13 protein-coding genes are annotated in these 13951 nt (G+C 72.2%); 7 read left to right on the forward strand and 6 right to left on the reverse strand.

Translation table 11 applies throughout. The features are described 5' to 3' along the window. Window positions 1–74 precede the first annotated feature (74 nt). Both J0670_RS12640 and J0670_RS12645 read right to left on the reverse strand, forming a co-directional pair. Window positions 75–1013, reverse strand: coding sequence for a hypothetical protein (locus J0670_RS12640; RefSeq protein WP_207811610.1), 939 nt, complete (start codon window positions 1011–1013; stop codon window positions 75–77). Beyond that, window positions 1010–1222, reverse strand: a complete 213-nt coding sequence (locus J0670_RS12645; RefSeq protein WP_207811611.1) for a hypothetical protein — start codon at window positions 1220–1222, stop codon at window positions 1010–1012. The genes J0670_RS12640 and J0670_RS12645 overlap by 4 nt, the downstream gene beginning before the upstream one ends. 144 nt (window positions 1223–1366) lie before the next feature. On the opposite strand from J0670_RS12645, the gene J0670_RS12650 reads away from it, so the two are divergent. Then, window positions 1367–1675, forward strand: coding sequence for a PadR family transcriptional regulator (locus J0670_RS12650; protein ID WP_207811612.1), 309 nt, complete (start codon window positions 1367–1369; stop codon window positions 1673–1675). 150 nt (window positions 1676–1825) lie between these two features. Here J0670_RS12650 and J0670_RS12655 read toward each other — a convergent pair whose 3' ends face one another. Further along, a complete protein-coding gene (locus J0670_RS12655) occupies window positions 1826–2452 on the reverse strand; it encodes a disulfide bond formation protein DsbA (RefSeq protein WP_207811613.1) in 627 nt (208 codons plus the stop codon). A gap of 84 nt (window positions 2453–2536) precedes the next feature. After that, entirely contained in the window at window positions 2537–4114 is a 1578-nt protein-coding gene (locus J0670_RS12660) for an alpha/beta hydrolase (protein WP_207811614.1), read from the reverse strand. Window positions 4115–4419: 305 nt separating this feature from the next. Between J0670_RS12660 and J0670_RS39155 the strand changes: the two genes are divergently transcribed. The 3 genes from J0670_RS39155 to J0670_RS12680 all read left to right on the forward strand — a co-directional run bounded on the left by J0670_RS39155 (window position 4420) and on the right by J0670_RS12680 (window position 8212). Next, the gene (locus tag J0670_RS39155; protein ID WP_307806498.1) at window positions 4420–5280 is read left to right on the forward strand and encodes an NUDIX domain-containing protein; all 861 of its coding nucleotides are present in this window, start codon (window positions 4420–4422) and stop codon (window positions 5278–5280) included. A 460-nt stretch (window positions 5281–5740) separates the two neighbouring features. Continuing rightward, window positions 5741–7570 carry a putative Ig domain-containing protein gene (locus tag J0670_RS12675; protein WP_243436937.1) on the forward strand — a complete coding sequence of 610 codons (1830 nt, stop codon included), beginning with the start codon at window positions 5741–5743 and terminating at the stop codon, window positions 7568–7570. A gap of 150 nt (window positions 7571–7720) precedes the next feature. Further along, window positions 7721–8212 (forward strand): hypothetical protein, encoded by a 492-nt coding sequence (locus J0670_RS12680; RefSeq protein ID WP_207811616.1) that lies wholly within the window; start codon window positions 7721–7723, stop codon window positions 8210–8212. 166 nt (window positions 8213–8378) lie between these two features. Here J0670_RS12680 and J0670_RS12685 read toward each other — a convergent pair whose 3' ends face one another. Next, a complete protein-coding gene (locus tag J0670_RS12685; protein WP_243436938.1) occupies window positions 8379–9044 on the reverse strand; it encodes a DUF6461 domain-containing protein in 666 nt (221 codons plus the stop codon). A gap of 212 nt (window positions 9045–9256) precedes the next feature. Between J0670_RS12685 and J0670_RS12690 the strand changes: the two genes are divergently transcribed. Together J0670_RS12690 and J0670_RS12695 are read left to right on the forward strand one after the other, a co-directional pair. Further along, window positions 9257–9958 carry a polysaccharide deacetylase family protein gene (locus tag J0670_RS12690; protein WP_207811617.1) on the forward strand — a complete coding sequence of 234 codons (702 nt, stop codon included), beginning with the start codon at window positions 9257–9259 and terminating at the stop codon, window positions 9956–9958. Between the two features lie 125 nt (window positions 9959–10083). Further along, the gene (locus J0670_RS12695) at window positions 10084–11676 is read left to right on the forward strand and encodes a restriction endonuclease (RefSeq protein WP_207811618.1); all 1593 of its coding nucleotides are present in this window, start codon (window positions 10084–10086) and stop codon (window positions 11674–11676) included. 100 nt (window positions 11677–11776) lie between these two features. Here J0670_RS12695 and J0670_RS12700 read toward each other — a convergent pair whose 3' ends face one another. After that, window positions 11777–13273, reverse strand: a complete 1497-nt coding sequence (locus J0670_RS12700) for a cytosine permease (RefSeq protein WP_207811619.1) — start codon at window positions 13271–13273, stop codon at window positions 11777–11779. 71 nt (window positions 13274–13344) lie between these two features. On the opposite strand from J0670_RS12700, the gene J0670_RS12705 reads away from it, so the two are divergent. Then, a partial coding sequence (locus J0670_RS12705; protein ID WP_207811620.1) for a TetR/AcrR family transcriptional regulator occupies window positions 13345–13951 on the forward strand: 607 nt, incomplete at its 3' end.

Genomic DNA, 13951 nt, shown 5'->3' on the forward strand with positions numbered 1-13951 from the left:
GCCTTCCCCTCCATGGTCGGCCCGTCCGGGCCGGGACGGGAGGGCGAGCGGGCCGGGTGCTCGACGGGACCGCCTCACGGCGCCCGCAGCGCCCGCCGCATCCGCACCGCGCCCAGGGTCGCCGCGCCCGTGAGCAGCGCGCACCCGGCCATCAGCGCCAGCAGCCTGGCCGGGGTGTCCACCTCCCCCGGCAGCCCGGCCAGCGACCACACCGCCTCCCGCAGGCCGCCGCTCACCGGTACGGCGAGGGCGGCCACGAAGGCGGCGGCCCGGGCGGCGCCGGGCGGGCGCGGCGGCGCGGCGATCCGCAGCAGGGCGTCGCAGAGCAGGCAGAAGGCGAAGAAGCCGCTGCCGAACACGGTGAGCTCGACCAGCGCGAGCAGCCCGCCGGGCCAGCCCTCGCCGGCTGCCTGCCCGCTGACCACCAGCGCCCCGGCCAGCAGGCTCAGCGCGGCTGCGGCGGCCACCAGGTGGCGGCGCAGCAGTCGGGTGAGGGCCCTGAGGTCGGCCAGCGGCGCGGCGAGCAGGACGAGGTCGTCCAGCCAGTCGCCGCCCGGCCGCCGCCGTTCCTCGGGCGGGAGCTCGTGGCCGGCCCGCCGCAGCAGGGCCAGGCACCACACCACTCCCGCGCCGAGCGGCAGCAGTGCGGCGATCAGCCAGACCGTCCGGCCGTCCCACAGCGCGCGCTCCGCCCGCAGCGCCGCGGCCGTCGCATCGGTGGCGGCGGTGACCGCGACCAGTGCGACGCCCAGCCGGGCCGCCCGCAGCAACTGGTCCACCCGGTAACCCGGTTGCGGTGCACCGCCCCGGCACAGCCACGCCCGTACGGCCGTCAGTCCGGCGAGCGCGGGCACCAGGAAGAGCGTGAACGACACCACCGCGTCGTACGGGTCGGCCTGCCAGGGGCTCGCCGCCCGTAGCGGCCGCACCTGAGTGGTCACGTACGCGAAGGCGGTGAACCCCACCGCCAGTGCGAACGCGGCCCACAGTGCCCGGACCTGCACCCTGCTCATCGCCTACCACCGCCCCGCCCGCTCCGTTCCGGCACGTCCGGCACGTCCGGCACGTCCAGCACGTCCAGCACGTCCGGCAGCCACGACACCCCCGGCGCCAGGTGCTCCACCAGCAGCCGCTCCGCCGGCAGGGCCCGGACCAGCGTGCCCATCACCCCGACAGGCATCCGGCCCGCCATCAACCCGACCACGACCAGTGCCGAAGCCACCGGCAGCCAACCCCATCCGAGGGTTGCCGGACTCCCCTTGTCCACCATGGGCGAGATAGTACACGCCGCGTAGTACTCGTCGCGTACTACTCGCCACGGAGTATCGTGATCCGGGCACGGCATGAATCAAAGGGAGCGAGCCCCATGCAGGCGTACGACGCCCAGACCCTGGTGCTCTGCGCACTGGCCGACGGACCGCTGCACGGCTACGCGGTCAACACCGCGATCGAGCGGCTGGTCGGCACCAGGCTCGGCCCCGGCAGCCTCTACGGGGCGCTGAGTCGGCTGGAGGCCAAGCAGCTGATCGAGCCCGCCGACGACGCCGGGGCGCAGCCGCGCCAGCGGCCCGTACGGCTGACGCCGACGGGGCGGCAGGTGCTGGAGCGGGAGCTGCGGTCGATGGCGAAGGTGGCCGCAGCCGGATTGGCCAGCCTCAAGGTGAACCCGGCCTGATCCGGCTCCGGCAGCACGGCGTGCCGGCCGGTCGCACCTGTCACGCCTGTCACGCCTGTCACGCCTGTCGCGTCTGTCGCGTCTGTCGCGTCTGTCCGGAGCACGCAGCCGGTCGTCAGTCGTCCTTCGTCAGCCGTCAGCCGTCAGCCGTCAGGAGAAGTCGAGCGAGCCGGTCCGGGTCCGCTTGAGCTCGAAGAACTTCGGGTACCCGGCGAGCAGCCGCACGCCCTCGAACACCCGCAGGGCGTCCTCCCCGCGTGGGATCGCGCTCAGCACCGGGCCGAAGAAGGCGACCCCGTCCACGTGGATCGTCGGGGTGCCGACCTCCTCGCCGACCGGGTCCATGCCCTCGTGGTGGCTCTTGCGCAACGCGACGTCGTACTCGGTGCTGCCGGCCGCCTCGGCCAGTTCCTCGGGCAGGCCCGCCGCGACCAGGGCTTCGCGGATGACGGTGTCGTCGGCGGGCCGGTCCTGGTCGTGCAGACGGGTGCCGAGCTCGGTGTACAGATCGCGCAGGACGTGCTCGCCGAACCGCTCGGCGGCGGCGATGCAGACCCGGACCGGGCCCCAGCCGGTGGTCATCAGGCGCTGGTAGCGCTCGGGCAGGTCGGTGCGGCCCTCGTTGAGGACGGACAGGCTCATCACCCGGAAGGTGAGGTCGAGTTCGCGCTGCCGCTCGACCTCCAGGATCCACCGGGAGGTGATCCAGGCGAAGGGGCAGACGGGATCGAAGTAGAAGTCGACTTTGGTGGCGTTCGTGGTCACATCGAAGATCATAGGAGGCAAGTGGACCGCCTCACAGGACCAATCGACGCCTACTGCATTGGGCCAATTCGAGGCCGGACGGTCACGACCCGGCGCTCAGCTACAGGTCGTCCCGTTCGACGGCACCGTGCCGTCCAGCAGGTAGGCGTCCACGGTCCGCTTGAGGCACGGATTGCCGCTGTTGTACCCGCCGTGGCCCTCGCCGTTCAGGGTGACGGTGATGCCGACGCCCGGGCCCAGTTGCTCCGCCATCGCGCGGGCGCCCTCCACCGGGGTCGCCGGGTCGCCGGTGGTGCCGACCACCAGGATCGGGGCCGCGCCCTCGGCGGAGACTTCCGGGTGGTCGGTCTTTCCCGCCACCGGCCAGCCGGTGCAGCCGGTCAGGCCCCAGGCCGTGAAGGCCCCGAACACCGGGGAGGCGGCCCGGAACTGCGACAGTTTCTGCTCCACGTCCTGGTCCGAGTAGCGCTGCCGCGCGTCCACGCAACTGATCGCCCGGTTGGCCGCGTTCAGGTTGTTGTAGTGCCCCTGCGAGTCCCGCCCGAGCAGCGCGTCGGCCAGTTTGAGCAGCGTGTCGCCGGCGCCCCGCTGCGTCGCCTCGGTGAGCCCGACGGCCAGCGCGGGCCAGGTCTCCTGGCTGTACAGCGCGCCGGCGATGCCCGTGACGGCCAGGCTCTCGGTCAGCTGCCGCCCACCGGCGGTGGGCAGCGGGGAATGCTCCAGGTCCTGCAACAGCCCGGCGACCTTCGCGGTGCCCTCGGCGCCGCCGGCTCCGGTCGGGCAGGAGGCCCCCAGCTGGGCGGCGCAGGCCTTCATGAAGTCCTCGAACGCGAGTTGGAAGCCCTGGGCCTGGCCGAGCGCGAGCTGCTCCGGGTCCTTCGTCGGATCGACCACGGAGTCCAGGACGACCCGGCCCACCTCCTTCGGGAACAGGTGCGCGTAGACGCCGCCCAGCTGGGTGCCGTAGCTGATGCCGAAGTAGGAGAGCTTGTCGTCGCCGAGCACCTGACGCATCAGGTCGAGGTCCCGCGCGGCGCTCTCGGTGTCGACGTACGGCAGCACGGCGCCGGAGTTGTGCTCGCAGGCGGCGGTGAACTGCGCGTTGCTCTCGTCCAGGGCCTTGACCTCGGCCGGGGTGGCGGGCGTGTTGTCGACGGCCGCGTTGACGTCCATCCCGTGGTCGTCCAGGCACTTCACCCCGGCGCTGGCGCCGACCCCGCGCGGGTCGAAGCTCACCAGGTCGTAGCGGGTGTTGAGGGAGGCGTAGGTCGAGGCCAGGGCGGGCAGGGTGGCGACGCCGGAGGCTCCGGGGCCACCGAAGTTGAAGATCAGCGAGCCGAGGCGGTTCTGTTCGTCCTTGGCCCGGCTGCGGATCAGGGCGAGGTCGATGGTCGGGCCGTCCGGCTTGTCGTGGTCCAACGGCACCTTGAGGGTGGCGCACTGCCAGTCGCCGGCGGGCGCCGTGCCGCCGCCCTGGGCGGCACTCGGGGCCGGGCAGGAGTGCCAGGCCAGTTGCTGGGCGGCGAGGCCACTGGCACCGGCAACCGCGCCGGTCACCGACGAAGTCGGCGCGGGCTCGGCGGCGGAGGGACTGCCGCTCCGACAGCCGGAGACGGGAGCGAGCAGCAGGACGGCCAGGCCGAGCGCGCCGGTGCCGCGGACGACGGTGTGCATGGAGCGGTCCACCTCTCGGTTTGGCCGGGCGCCCCTGGGACTGGCCGGGCGGCCCTCAGGCAGGGCCGGGCACCCCGGCGCGCGGCAGGGCGCGTACGCCCGGCGCCCGGCACCGTCGGTGCACCACAGACCCTAGGGGTCCCGGCGCGGCGACGCCCGCCGGAAGCCCCGGACGGGGGGCGTGCGCCGGACGGGCTGCCACCGGCCACCCGGGTGAGGGTTCAACCCGGCTACGGGGTGGCAGCCTTACCGCCGGCCGCCCGAACCGGAACCGGGGCCGAGGCCTTGACGCGACGGAGGACGACGTGAGCGGAGTGGAAACCTCGAACGGCATGGAGACGGGCGACTCGCACGAGGCAGGCACCGGCGGCCCGCACGGCGCAGGCACTGGCGGCTCGCACGAGGTGAGCACCGGCGGCCCGCACAGGGCCGGCACCGAGGACGACACCGACTTCGTCAGCGTGGACGTGTTCATCACCACCAGCCGCGGGGAGATCCTGCTGCAACTGCGCGACGACAAGCCGGACATCTGCTGGCCCGCCCACTGGGTGGTCCCCGGCGGCCACCGCGAGCCCGGCGAAACTCCCTACCGGACGGCCGTCCGCGAACTGCGTGAGGAGACCGGTCTGGAGGCACCCGACCTGCGGCCCTTCCACCCGGTGCTCACCGAGGCCGAGCAGGGCGCCCGGCGGCACTACTTCCACGCCCGGATGGACGTCGACCCGGCCGCACTGGTCCTCGGCGAGGGCCAGGAGCTGCGCCTCGTACCCTTCGCCGAGGCGCAGCGGATGAAGATGCCGCCGGCCCTCAAGGACTACCTGCGCCAGCTGGAGACCCGGCTGGCCGCCGGGCGGACTCCCGACTGGGCGGTGATCGACGACATCCACCGCCACCTCGACGCCCACCGGGCCCACATCGGACAGCCGCTGCTGCCGCTCCAGGTGGTGAAGATCCAGGAGGAGGCCGGCGAGGTCGCCGAGGCTCTCCTCGGCGTACTGGGCGCCAACCCGCGCAAGGGCGTCAGCCACACCATGGCCGACCTGCAGAGCGAACTGTGCGACGTGATCACCGCCGCCATGGTCGCACTACGCGACACCACGCCGGACCCGGGCGCCCTCCTCGCCGAACGCCTGGCCGCCTGGCGGCCGTCCCGACGCGCTGACTAGCGGGGGAATCCGGCCCTCCCTCGCCCGGCCGCCCCACGTGCAATCCGTGCCCCTACGCACCCGAACCATCCCCCTTTCCCTCATCGCCGGATCTTCGCATTCTTGATTCTTACCGCCCTCATACCGTCAAATATGTTTGGTGGCGGTGGCTTTCATACTGTTCATGACAGCCCCCATACAGTTCAGCCGAATTGAACGACACCGCCGATCAACCCCCGGGCGTGGGGGCTTTTCCATTGCGCGGCATTCACCGCAATTCCCTTTACCGTCAGGCCCGTTGACCCTCCATTTCGCCGACTGCTTTGCTTCTCTGCGGCCGAGGCGGGCCCTTTCCCCCCGCTGATCCGCGTGCGGCGGGTCTCCCAGGCATCCCGACCGCCTCAGGCCCTTCCCTGTCCATCACGACCACCCGCCACCGACCGGTGCCCGGGTGGCCGGCATGAGAGAGGCAAACCCTCACATGGGCCGAACCCCCACTCCCCGCAAGGCCAGACGAGCGGCGTTCACCGGCATCGCCGCGCTCGCTCTCGCCGCGGCCGGCTTCAGCGCGGCGCCCGCCCAGGCGCAGCCCGACGGCGCCGCCGCCCCCACGGTGCACGCCGACCACCCCTACCGGCACGGCGCCGTCCCCCAGCGAGGGCACGAGTCCTCGCACGCCGCCACCTCCACCGCCGATCTCAACTACGGTGGCGGCGCCGGCAGTCCGAACATCGGTGTGACCACCGGTCCGGAGCACGTCTACCTGGTGTTCTGGGGCTCCCAGTGGGGCAGCTCCGGCACCGACGCCAACGGCAACACCACGCTCAGCGGCGACTCCCAGGGCATGGCGCCGCGCCTGCAACAGTTGTTCAAGGGCATCGGCACCGGCAACGAGCTCTGGTCCGGTGTCATGACCCAGTACTGCGAGGGCATCGCCTCGGGCTCCCAGAGCTGCCCGAGCAATGCCGCCCACGTCGGCTACCCGACCGGTGGCGCGCTCGCGGGCGTCTGGGTGGACACCTCCGCCGCGGCCCCGGCCTCCGCCAACGGCAACCAGATCGGCGCCGAGGCGGTCAAGGCGTCCGGCCACTTCGGCAACACCACCGCCGCGGCCAACCGCAACAACCAGTACGTCGTCGTGTCACCCAGCGGCACCACCCCGGACGGCTTCAACACCGCCAGCGGCAACTTCTGCGCCTGGCATGACTACACCGGCGACTCCACGCTCACCGGCGGTGCGGTCTCCTCCCCGTACGGCCAACTCGCCTTCACCAACCTTCCGTACGTCACCGACGCGGGCTCCAGCTGCGGCCAGGGCTACGTCAACGCGGGCTCGGCCGGCACCCTCGACGGCGTGACCATCGTCGAGGGCCACGAGTACGCGGAGACCATCACCGACCAGAACCCGGCCGGCGGCTGGACCGACAGCTCCGGTGCCGAGAACGGCGACAAGTGCGCCTGGATCAGCAGCGGCCAGGGCGCTTCCGCGAACGTCAGCTTCACCACCGGCAGCTTCGCCATGCAGTCGACCTGGGCCAACGACTTCAACGGCGGCGCGGGCGGCTGCGAGATGTCGCACCCGATCGTCGGCGGCACGACGGGCAACACCGTGACCGTCACCAACCCCGGCGCCCAGAGCGGCACCACCGGTACGGCCGTCAGCCTGCAGATGTCGGCCACCGACAGCGCCTCCGGCCAGACCCTGAGCTACTCCGCGAGCGGCCTGCCCGCCGGTCTGTCCATCTCCACCTCCGGTCTGATCAGCGGCACCCCGACCGCCGCCGGCAGCTCCAGCGTCACGGTGACGGCGACGGACGGCACCGGGGCCTCCGGCTCCACCACCTTCGGCTGGACGGTGAGCGGCACGGGCGGCAGCGGCGGCATCACCAACGGCGGCTTCGAGACCGGCACCACCAGCGGCTGGACCACCGTCGGCAACGCCAGCGCCACCACCACGGCCAAGCACACCGGTAGCTACGGCGCCATGCTCGGCTCCACCAACCCCAGCACCACCTCCTCCGCTAGCCAGACCTTCACCGCGCCGACCGGCAGCAGCAAGGTCTCCTTCTGGTACGACGTGACCTGCCCGGACACCGTGACCTATGACTGGGCGACCGCCACGCTGAAGGACAACACCGCCAACACCACCTCCACGGTGCTCGCCAAGACCTGCACCAACGGCCTCGGCTGGCAGTCCGCCTCCGGCGCCGTGACGCCGGGGCACAGCTACACGCTGACCCTGACCAACGTGGACGACAACTACCCCGGGGACCCGACGTACACCTACTACGACGACGTCACGGTCTCCTGACCCATCGTCACGATCACCCCTGACGCCGCCGGGGCGGGCCGTTACGGTCCGCCCCGGCGGTGGCGTTCCGTTTCGTTCCGACCCTTGGGCCGTAGGCTTCGGATTCCGGCTTCCGGATTCCGGCCTTCGCCCTCGGGCTGAGGAGGGCTGTTGTCCACTCGATCACTTGGTACGGCCGTCGCGCTGCTGTGCGCGGCGGCGGTGTCCTGTTCCGCTCCCGCTTCGTTCTCCGTCTCGTCCTCCGTCTCCTCTCCCGCGGTCTCATCCGCGCTCTCTTCCGCGCCGCAGCCCACCGCCTCGTCCGGCACGGCGGGCCCGTCCGCCCTGGTCCTGGACGAACACGCCGATGGCACGACCGTGAGCGTCACACCCGGCACCGTGCTGCGCGTGGAGCTGCACAGCACCTACTGGTCCCCGCCGGTCGGCGACGACCCGCAGACCCTGGTCGCCGCCGGGGGCACGAGCTCACCCGCGCCCTCCTGCCGCCCGGGCGGAGGCTGCGGCCTGGTCACCGCCACCTTCCGGGCCGCGGCGCCCGGCACCGCCCGCCTCACCGCACACCGCACCAGCTGCGGCGAGGCCGTGGTCTGCCCGCCCAATCAGCGGAGCTTCACGGTGACCGTAACCGTCGCTGCCGGCTGATGCCCACTGCCGATCGGCACCCTTTGTCGGGGAATTCCTCCCCGCAACCTCCCGATCGGCACAGGTACGGGGCGTCGGGATCAGGAAAGGATGACGGTCATCGGGGCCTCGCCGATGAGGCCCGGGAAGGAGCCCAGCCATGACCGTCACCACACTTCGCCTCAGCTCACCGCAGTTCCATGTCCGGCATGCCGCGCACCACGTAGGCCGGGAGCCGCAGCTCGCCCAGCACCGCCCGGGGCAGCTCCAGCCCGAACCGCCGCCCGACAGCGCCGAGGGTCCGTCGGCGGGCGGCCGCGCACGGCTCGCCCCCGGGGCCCGCGGGGGTGACGCCGTCGGCCGCCAGGACGGCCGCGGCGACCAGTTCCGGCACCAGCAGGTCGGGGTCCTGCCCCCAGCGCCAGCGCTCCTCGCCGAGGCCGAAGCCGCACAGCACGGCGCCGTCCCGGGCGTAGTCCAGCAGGGCCTGCTGCCGCTCGGGCATCGGCCGGAAGTGGACCACCTCCACGCCGTCGCGCGCTATCTCGGTGAGCAGCTCACCACCGGTCGAGTCGCCGTACTCGATCGCGAAGGACCAATCGGCCGCCTCCCCGACCCGGATCACGCCGTCGCCGTCGCCTCCGGGGCGGTAGACCTCGATGTCCAGGTTCCAGATCTCCGTTCCGCTGATCGGCCCGGTCACGGCCGCCGGATCGGCCCCCATCCGCCGGGCGAGTTCCTCGGGCGGGATTCCCCGGGCGAACACCACACCGCCCACCGCTCCTCCCGTGTCCGCCAGCCACTCGATGCCTTCGCCCCCATTGCCCTCGGCCCCGCGCGTACCGTCGCCCATGACGCCCTCCCCTCGCGCCGGCCCTGCGATGGCCAGGCGCAGCCGGTCCGCACCCTAACCGAGAATGCCGACGTGCGGCCCCGAGCGGCCGGGCACAGGATGGTGAGGAAGAGGAACTCACCTGGGGCGCGCAGCCGTTCACCCGACGCCATCGGCGCCCGGGGCGACGGCTGTCCACGATCGCTCCCGGTAGGACAACCCCGGAGCCCACCATGCCTCGCAGCTCCCGCCGCGTCCGCCGTGTCCACAGCGCCCGCCCGTTCCGGCCTGCGGCCGGTGCCGTGGCCGCCCTCCTCGCCGCCGGGCTCGGCCTCGCGACCCTGGCCTCGGCCGCCCCCTCCCCCGCCACCGACCCCAAGGTCGTCTACCTCACCTTCGACGACGGACCGAGCCCGCAGTACACCGTCCAGATCCTCGCCGTCCTGGCCAGGTACGGCGTGCCCGCGACCTTCTTCGAGGTCGGCCAGAACGTCGTCGCGAACCCCGGCGTGACCGGCCAGGCCGCCCGTCAGGGTGAAAGCGTCCAGAACCACAGCTGGGCCCACCCTGACCTGCGCACGCTCTCCCTCGCCGACTTCAACGCCCAGATCCTCAAGACCGACCGTGCCATCCGCGCCCAGACCGGCACCACCCCGACCTGTCTCCGCCCGCCCTACGGTCTCGTGAACAGGACCGTCCGAGCCCGAGCGGCCGCCCTCGGCAAGACCGTCAAGCTCTGGACCGTCGACCCCGCCGACTGGTCCCGCCCTGGCACCCACACCATCGAACAGCGCGTCCTGACCGCTACCCGCCCTGGCTCCGTCATCCTCCTCCACGACGGCGGAGGCGACCGCAGCCAGACCGTCGCCGCCCTCCCCACCATCCTGACCAACCTCCACCAACACGGCTACACCTTCCGCCGCCTCTGCCGCTGACCCCAACCCACCACCCATTCATCCAAGGGTGCGATCCGCTCGCACCGACGCTCCTTCGACAACTCAAAACTGTGTCCCCCGGCCCCGACCAGCTGATTCAACGCCCGGCGAAGTACGGGGCTACGATGCTCGCCATCACGGATCCGTTCAGGGGGGATTCCTTGTCCAGCAGAGATGGCCGACATGACGAATCGTCAAGTGGCGATCGGAAGAATCCCCCGAGCGACGACACCCTGGTTGGCCACGCCTTCGACGTCACCAGGGGCTTCGCCACCTCGGCATCCATGCCTGGCGCGTGCACAGCCCAGGAGCCCGGTGCCGTGCGCCTGTTGTGGATCCGGCACGTCGGCCGAGACGGCTCGATCGCGGAGCCGGATACCGAGACCGACATCTGGCGGAACGACGTGCCGGAGCGCTTCCATCTCCGGGCAGGCGACCTCCTGCTGTCCGAAGTGGTCACGGGCCGCCCCAAGGCGGCCCGCGTCGAGGAGTCGGATCTGCCCGCAGCCGCAGTGGGCAGCATCCACGTCCTTCGCCCCACCGGCCCCCTGTCGTCCGAGCACGCGCGCCTGATCCTCGCCTTCCTGCGCTCCGACGCAGTCGGCAGTCTCGCCCGCGGAAACTTCGGCCGGAATCGGATCGGGCGCCGGGACCTGCTCGCCCTGAAGCTGCCGAAAGCCGATGACGCACTCTCCACCGCTCTCGGCGAGTTGGAGTCCGCCGCACGGCGCATGAGCCGCTGGAGCGCAGAGGCGACCTCCCTGGCCGGCTCCGTCTTCGAGACCGGCCAGAGTCTCGACGAGGCCCGGCGCTCCATCATCGCGGCCGGCCAGCTCACCCGCCTCCGCGCCGAGGCGGCCGGCGAACTGGACGATCCCGGTTACCTGGTACGCACCCGGTTCCCCTACCCGGTCGCCCTGCGTCTGCGGGAGGTCGAGGCCAGGAGGAGCGCCGGCGATCTGGCCCCGGCCTACGACGCCGTCCTGGAGGCAGCGGAGGCCTTGCTGGCCTACACCGCCCTCGTCGCCGGAGCCCTCGCCCGAGGCGCCTCCATCGAGCTGGCCTCCCTGGAGGCGTTGCAACGCAAGCTCGCCGGTACCGCGGGAGGCCCGGGGCTCGGAGAATGGACGGCCGTTCTGCAGGAGATCGGCGGGGTGAAGAAGCGGCGCGGGCTGAACCCCGACCACCCTCTCCATGAGTTGGCGAACCTCGCCCCCGAGGGGGAAGCGCAGCAGGCACGTTCCCGCCTCGCCGAGCGACGGAACGCCAGGGCGCACGGGCGCGCGCTCGACGCCGTCGATCTCCCGGAGGCCCTGGAGAACGCCTCGCGCGACCTGTCGCTGCTCGTCACGCGCGCCCGGTTCCTCGCCGACCTGCCGCTGATCCACGTGACTTCAGTGACCTGGGACGCCTTCCGGCGCGAGGCTTCGATCAGCTATCGGCGCCTCATGGGCGACCACCCGGTGGTGCCGACCTCGACCATGCGGTACCCGAGCAACACGGTCGAGACGGGCAGCCTGTACCTGGTGGGTCGCGACCACCGTCTGCACCTCCTCCGGCCGTTCCTCACCTGCGAGGTGTGCGAGACGTGCCGCACCTGGTCGACCTTCCATGCGGACAAGGTGAAGGGCGACCTGGTGCAGAAGTCCCTCGAACACGGCCACCACTACCCCTACCGGGCGGACATCGAGGTTCTCCGGCAGGCAGACCTGATGTGATCCGGAACCCCCGGGCCATCCCGCGTGCCCCCAGCGGCCTGCCCTCAGGGGAAGTCGGCCCCACCGACCTCCGACGCGCGGCGCGACCGGCACCGGGCGGTCAGGCGCTGCGGCGGGTCACTGAGCGGCGGGTCGCCGAGCTCCGCGCCAGGAGCGCGTAGACGACTGCGGCGACCGCCATCCCGGCCGGCAGGGCCAGGTCCATGCCCGCCAGGGCTGCGAGCGGGCCGGTGTAGAGGGTGTCGACGCAGAGGGCCGAGCCGGTGACTCCGGCGGCCAGGGCGAGGGCGCCTGCGGGGTTGGTGCCGGCGCGGTACCAGAAGGGGCTGCCGGGCGTTTCGTCCGCCAGGGCGCGACCGTCGTAGCGGTTGCGGCGGAGCAGGATGTCGGTGGCGTAGATGGCGGTACTGGGGCCGAGCAGGACGACGGTCAGCTGGAGAACATTGCTGACGGTGTCGAGGAAGTTGGAGACCAGCAGGGCGTAGAGCGTCAGCGCCACCGCGACCGTGCCGTCCACCAGCACGCTGAGCGTGCGGCGAATGCGGATGCCGACGGCCTGCAGGGCGAGGCCGGCGCTGTAGGCGGTGAGGGCGTTGACCGCGATGGTGCCGACGACCAGGGAGAGGAGGAAGACCGGGCTGAACCAGCCGGGCAGGATGCGCTGGAGGGCGGCCTGCGGGTCGGTCATGTCGACGGCGGAGGCCGCGAGCACTCCGAGGCCGCCGACGAGGAGGCTGGGCAGGAAGCCGCCGAGGGCGGTCCAGCCGAGGACGGCGCGCGGCGGGGTGGCCGCCGGCAGGTAGCGGGAGAAGTCGGCGCTGGTGGTGTACGAGAGCGGGCCGGAGGCGATCAGGGTGATGCCCGCCAGCACCGCCGCCCACAGCCCGCCGCCGGTGAGCGGTTCCGGCTGGGCCCAGCCGAAGTCGGCGTGCCGCACGATGGCGTACCCGACGACGGCGAATGAGGCCGCGAGGGCGAGGGTGATCGGCAGGTAGAGTCGCACGATCACGGCGTGCCCGTAGACGCTGATGGTGAGCGTGAGCACCACGATCGCGATCACGATGGCGATCTTGATCGGGGTGTCGGGCGTGATCCCGATCTGCTCGGCCAGGGAGAACGCCGCGACGGCCGCGGCCGAGAGGTTCAGCGCGAAGTAGCAGACGGAGATCATCCACCCGGTGACCGCGTTGTTCACCCGGTTGCCCCGGACGCCGTACATCGCGCGCGTGATCACCTCGCTGGGCGCGCCCGCGGCCGGCCCGGAGACCGCGAGCAGGCCGGTGCCCAGCCAGAACAGGTTGCCGACCACGACCACCGCGAAGGCCTGCCACAGGCTGAGCCCGCTCAGGACGAGGGAACCGCCGACCACCAGGTTGAGGTAGTTGACGCTGGCGGCCGCCCAGACCGCGAAGAGTTCACGGGCGCGGCCACGCCGTTCGCTCTCGGGGATGTGGTCGATGCCGTGGACCTCGACCCGGCCGTCCCGTTCCTGTCGGGAGTGCTGGAGCGGCGCGGCGCCGGCGGCCGAGGGCGCTGCGCCCGGCGAGCCTGCGGCGAGGGAGCCGGAGTGGGGGTGATCCGGGAGCGTGGACGCCATTGGGGGCCCTCCGTGGGGGTGTCGTGCCCACCTGCTTGCTTATTGGTCGCACACTCAATAGCATCCGGCACATGACGTCAAGCGTTCAGCGCAAACGGATCCGGAAGTCCCCCGACGACCGCCGGGCGGAGATCATCGGGGCCGCGGCCGTCGTCGCCCTCACCGAGGGCCTTGAGTGCATCACCCTGCGCAGGATCGCCGAGCAACTCGACGTCAGGCCGGGCCTGATCAGCCACTACTTCCCAGCCGTGGAGGACCTCGTCGCCGAAGCCTTCGGCAGCGCCGCGAGCGCCGAACTGGAGACACTCCTGCCCGCCGATCCCCCGGACGGATCCGCGCTGAACCACCTCGCCCGCTTCTTCGCCCGCACCACCGGCCCGGCCTACGACGACATGAGCCGACTCTGGCTCAACGCCCGCCATCTCAGCCGCTACCGGCCCGTCCTGCGCGACCGCGTCCTCGCCCAGCAGACCCAGTGGCGCGGCCGCCTCACCGCCGTCATCCTCTCGGGCGTCGAGAACGGCGAATTCCGCACCGAGGACGCCGATCTGACGGCCATCCGTATCCTGGTGGTGATCGACGGCCTGGCCTCCCACGCCAACACCGGCCTGGGCGGCCACCCCTCCGCCGTCATCCGGCTCGCGGCGGCCACCGCCGAGCGTGAACTCGGCCTCGCGG

The organism is Streptomyces sp. FH025 (genome assembly GCF_017427025.1).
Taxonomy (GTDB): Bacteria; Actinomycetota; Actinomycetes; order Streptomycetales; family Streptomycetaceae; genus Kitasatospora.

Excerpts from the sequence above, each read along its gene's own strand:
- J0670_RS12660 (WP_207811614.1), bottom strand. The coding sequence starts at position 4,114 with ATGCACACCGTCGTCCGCGGCACCGGCGCGCTCGGCCTGGCCGTCCTG.
- J0670_RS12640 (WP_207811610.1), bottom strand. The coding sequence starts at position 1,013 with ATGAGCAGGGTGCAGGTCCGGGCACTGTGGGCCGCGTTCGCACTGGCG.
- J0670_RS12695 (WP_207811618.1), top strand. The coding sequence starts at position 10,084 with ATGCTCGCCATCACGGATCCGTTCAGGGGGGATTCCTTGTCCAGCAGA.
- J0670_RS12655 (WP_207811613.1), bottom strand. The coding sequence starts at position 2,452 with ATGATCTTCGATGTGACCACGAACGCCACCAAAGTCGACTTCTACTTC.
- J0670_RS12650 (WP_207811612.1), top strand. The coding sequence starts at position 1,367 with ATGCAGGCGTACGACGCCCAGACCCTGGTGCTCTGCGCACTGGCCGAC.
- J0670_RS12675 (WP_243436937.1), top strand. The coding sequence starts at position 5,741 with ATGGGCCGAACCCCCACTCCCCGCAAGGCCAGACGAGCGGCGTTCACC.
- J0670_RS12700 (WP_207811619.1), bottom strand. The coding sequence starts at position 13,273 with ATGGCGTCCACGCTCCCGGATCACCCCCACTCCGGCTCCCTCGCCGCA.
- J0670_RS12690 (WP_207811617.1), top strand. The coding sequence starts at position 9,257 with ATGCCTCGCAGCTCCCGCCGCGTCCGCCGTGTCCACAGCGCCCGCCCG.
- J0670_RS12685 (WP_243436938.1), bottom strand. The coding sequence starts at position 9,044 with ATGGGCGACGGTACGCGCGGGGCCGAGGGCAATGGGGGCGAAGGCATC.